General features: G+C 35.8%; 1 protein-coding gene. It reads right to left on the bottom strand.

Annotated elements, in window-relative coordinates:
- Positions 1-192 precede the first annotated feature (192 nt).
- On the bottom strand, positions 193-2,376 hold the full coding sequence (locus G4P69_RS36695) for a glycosyltransferase family protein (protein ID WP_422614317.1): 2,184 nt from the start codon (positions 2,374-2,376) through the stop codon (positions 193-195).
- Between the last annotated feature and the right edge of the window lie 558 nt (positions 2,377-2,934).

The raw sequence follows: 2,934 nt of genomic DNA, 5'->3' as shown, positions 1-2,934 counted from the left end.
AACCAAAGTCCGTTAGTAGAACTCAACACTGTTGAGCAGTCGACGGGAAATGTTCTCTCTAAGACGAATGCACCAGCTCTTTCTGTTGAAGATACATCGCCCGCACCAAAAAAATCTAAAGCCATCTTAGGGTGGAAATGATTGAGCTAGTACTGAGTTCTATAGGATTAGTTTATAGGGTTATTTTATCTGCTAAAATATTTGAGTCCCGCTAGTCACCTCATTGCTATCAATTTTTTTAAAGACGGCATATCCATTACGGAGTGAAGGATTTTGATCAACTAAGATATAGTTTGTATCTGCAAGTAGTTTATGAATGTTACTAAAGTTTTGAGGTGTATTAATATCCTCAAGAAGGATAAATTTTGCTCCATACAGTTGATCTAGTTCAGATAAAGCTCTGAATTCAGAACCAGCAATTAATACAATATCAAAACAATCAATTTTATTATCATTCTTTATCTGTCTTATACAATTTTCAAAGATTTTATTTTCTTTTATACATTCAATATCTTTGCATAAAAGATCTAAGTCATCTTCCCAAGATGTAGAACTTAGATCTATATGTAAAGTGTCGATGAACTTAGTAGCTTCGTTTTGGTTGGATAAGTTTTTGTTAGAACTAGGTAAGATATTGTGGCATTTGACAAAAGAATCGTGGACAAAACGCTTTTGAAGTTTCAGAAATTGAGGTTTAGGAAAGTTGACGCAGAATAATGTGGGCTTACTTCGATTTTCTTGAATTCCTGCTAAAGATGCCTTAGTACTCCCTTTTTCTATAGAAGCTCCAATTACTAGAGACGTCTTAATGTTCTCTTCACGTATTAGCTTTTGAACAGCAGAAAAAAATTCATCATTCTTCATAATCGATAAAGAGTAAGGCAGAAAGCAACCAAATAAAGTTTCTAAAAAATTTAAAATTTGCAATGTTCTTGGCTTTAATTTAGATAAAAGACGTCCAATTAACGTGATGCAAAAAGGTTTTGCAGTGATTGACAATTTGTATATTTTAATTTTAATTATTTTCTTAGTTTTGTCGTATTCAGTAGGATTAAGCAGATATTCAATAATTTTATTTATTTTTTTTTTGCAAAAATGTAATATTTCTTGTTGCACCCGTTGATAAAAATAAGTTCCAATAAAAAAAGGATTTTGAATCCTTTCCAAAGGTTGACATTTTGACGAAACTGCGTTACCTAATATTTCTGCAAATTCAAACTGATTGCAGGCTTTGAACACCATACAAACATTGTTAATCCATTCATTAAAGTTTGTATTAGGCAATTGTTGAACGCTAGCACGGCATTTTGATAAATCACCATCTAGTACTGAAATTTGATGTTTTGGGTTTTTTAGAACTTGAATTACCCAACGAGTACGAGCTAGTTCCGGATGACAAAGTGATGGAAATTGCTCAGCACGCTTTATTGCGTCTTTTAACTTTCCTTGACAAAGGAGGGAAATAATGAAATATGCCCACTCTACTGGATCAGGAGTAGAGGCTTTGTTGCTTACCAGTGTCCACTGAATGGGTTGAACAATCCAATGAAGAGCCGCTTTTGCACGCCCTTTATAGAGGTTACACATTGCCAGACGTAGCTTTGGTTCTGGCATATAGTCTATATAATTCAGACAGCTTAGGTATAAAGCTTCTGCTTGATCATATTTACCTGCCCAAAGCTTTTCATCACCTTGATGTAGAAGTACTCTATCTAGTCCATTACTAATAATATGTGAATTTCTGATTCCTGATGATTCTTCTACAATAGTTAGAGGTTCAAAGGGGCCTTTCTGGACAATTCTTTGACCTGATTGTAGTATTCTGTTGAGATTGAACCACTGTAAAATTTGGTCTCGTTGTTTGAAAGTGTGCCGAGACTGAACCAGTTGATATCCTGCGTTAATAATCTTCTCAAGCTCCTCTGGGTTTTGAAACAGGTAATCAATTTTATCTAACACATCAGTTTCATCAGCAAACACACAATTTTGCATATCAACGAAGCCAGCAGCTTCAAGGGCTGGAGTTTTTTCCGTAATTAGACAAGATTTACACCCTGGAATCTCAAAATGTTTACGTACAACTTCCTTTGCCATCGTTCCGCACGCTGGCACAAACCAAGAGGCATTTATGGTGGTAGCATACTGATCAGCAAACAGCATTCGTGATGCTGTTTGCTGATCGTAACCTAAGTGTGGGCAAGTAAGCGATGGATAATACTGAGATAAGATCTTTTGAATTCGGTTTCGCCAGGGATACAGTGATGAATAACGGCCAGTAAAAAGTATTGGTATAATTTTTTTGTGACCATAATCTTGATATATATTAGGGTCTATAAAATTGGGCCAGACAAATATCTTTTCGGCAACCTCTGGCATGTATTCAGCTAAGGGAACAGAAATAGTAAAGAATGTTTGTATACCCCACTCTTCCATATCTGAAAGAAATGCTGAACGGCAACCACAAAAGGGATCCCCGTTATAAAAACCTAGCTTTGGTATCTCTGGATAAGCAAAAGTGTTTTTAATGTTTCTGTAACAAGGAGCGCTTTCAATACCACTTTCAAAAAGAGTTAGATCTGGTTGATAGGTATTACAAATCTCTCTATAGTCACAAGGCTGACTAATCACGATCACCTCAAAGAATTCCGATAAGCACTTTATATGCTGTTGCTTGTGCAACAGCATGAACTTGGCTCTGTCTTCAAGTATCCATTGAAAAAATACAAGTCTTGGCTTAGTAAGCTTATCCATGCAATTTGCCTCATGTATAAACGATAAAAATAGTAATGTATTAATTGACTTTTAAGTGCTGCTTAATGAGATAGCTACGTTGTGTTCTCCAAAGATTAGGTGCATACCGACTAGCTGTCTCTATGACTAACCCGTCTTAAATCTGAATCCCAGTTTTCAGCATAGCCGCCACGTGATCTTGTT

It is taken from the genome of Aetokthonos hydrillicola CCALA 1050, assembly GCF_017591665.1.
Classification (GTDB): domain Bacteria; phylum Cyanobacteriota; class Cyanobacteriia; order Cyanobacteriales; family Nostocaceae; genus Aetokthonos; species Aetokthonos hydrillicola.
This window is presented reverse-complemented; position numbering and strand designations above follow the sequence as displayed.

Bases quoted from the DNA above. Each gene is read 5' to 3' on its own strand.
- G4P69_RS36695 (WP_422614317.1), bottom strand. From the start codon at position 2,376: ATGCCAGAGGTTGCCGAAAAGATATTTGTCTGGCCCAATTTTATAGAC.